Here is a 762-nt window from a genome sequence, read left to right on the forward strand (position 1 = left end):
GGTCATGACGCCAACTTGTTGAACTAACATCTGTAGAACTCACGCTCAATGAATGTGCCAATTACCTTGTCATGCATTTCTTCAGATTTAGAGAAACCAATGGTTTTGCGATTTAGTCGCTTTAATCGCGTTCTCAATGTCAGATTCTGCCGTTCTATTCGTTGGGTAAATAATTTCCCTGTAATGTGCTTTTCTGCTGGGAGATTTGATGAGTAAACTCTGAAATCATCAGTACAGAAGAAATTGATTGTAAATGGCTCTAGAAGCATCAATAAAGCCTGAAGTGTTTCCTCACTGCGACGTCCAAAAGTGTGGGCAATGATCCGCTTAAACCTTGGCTCCCAAGCATACCAAAGCCAACGTTGGTTCTTTTTGTTCTGAACAAATGACCATTGCTCGTCAACTTCACAGATAAGCTCGATTTCGGCATTATCGAATGGAACTGAGGTTACTTGTCTCGGTTGGAGTTTTTTAATGTTCTCAGCACGGTATTAAACCCAACTTTAAGCACCCTGGCAGTATCACGTAGCCCAGCGTTGTTCATGGCCATATCAACAATTTGTTCTTTTACACCAGGATGATAGGCATTGTAGGTGTAATCAAGTTGGAATGACTTTCGGCAATCAAGACAACGATAGCGTTGAGCTTTATTCGCTCCAGTCCCATGTTTACGAACTGATTTGGTCTGAGAACAGTAACGGCAAGGGACTTCTAGTGTCGCCATAAGATCACCCGATAACTCGACAAATAACTAAACTATAG

The 762-nt window shown here is 41.7% G+C and carries 1 protein-coding gene; it reads right to left on the reverse strand.

Annotated elements, in window-relative coordinates:
- Positions 1-23 precede the first annotated feature (23 nt).
- Positions 24-724, reverse strand: a protein-coding gene (locus tag Q0852_RS23670) for an IS1 family transposase (RefSeq protein WP_299022902.1) whose coding sequence is annotated in 2 segments (ribosomal slippage) — positions 24-475 and positions 475-724 — 702 coding nt in all. Because the reading frame shifts where the segments join, the coding sequence is not laid out codon by codon here.
- Positions 725-762: the final 38 nt, after the last annotated feature.

The organism is uncultured Photobacterium sp. (assembly GCF_947502415.1).
Classification (GTDB): Bacteria; Pseudomonadota; Gammaproteobacteria; order Enterobacterales; family Vibrionaceae; genus Photobacterium.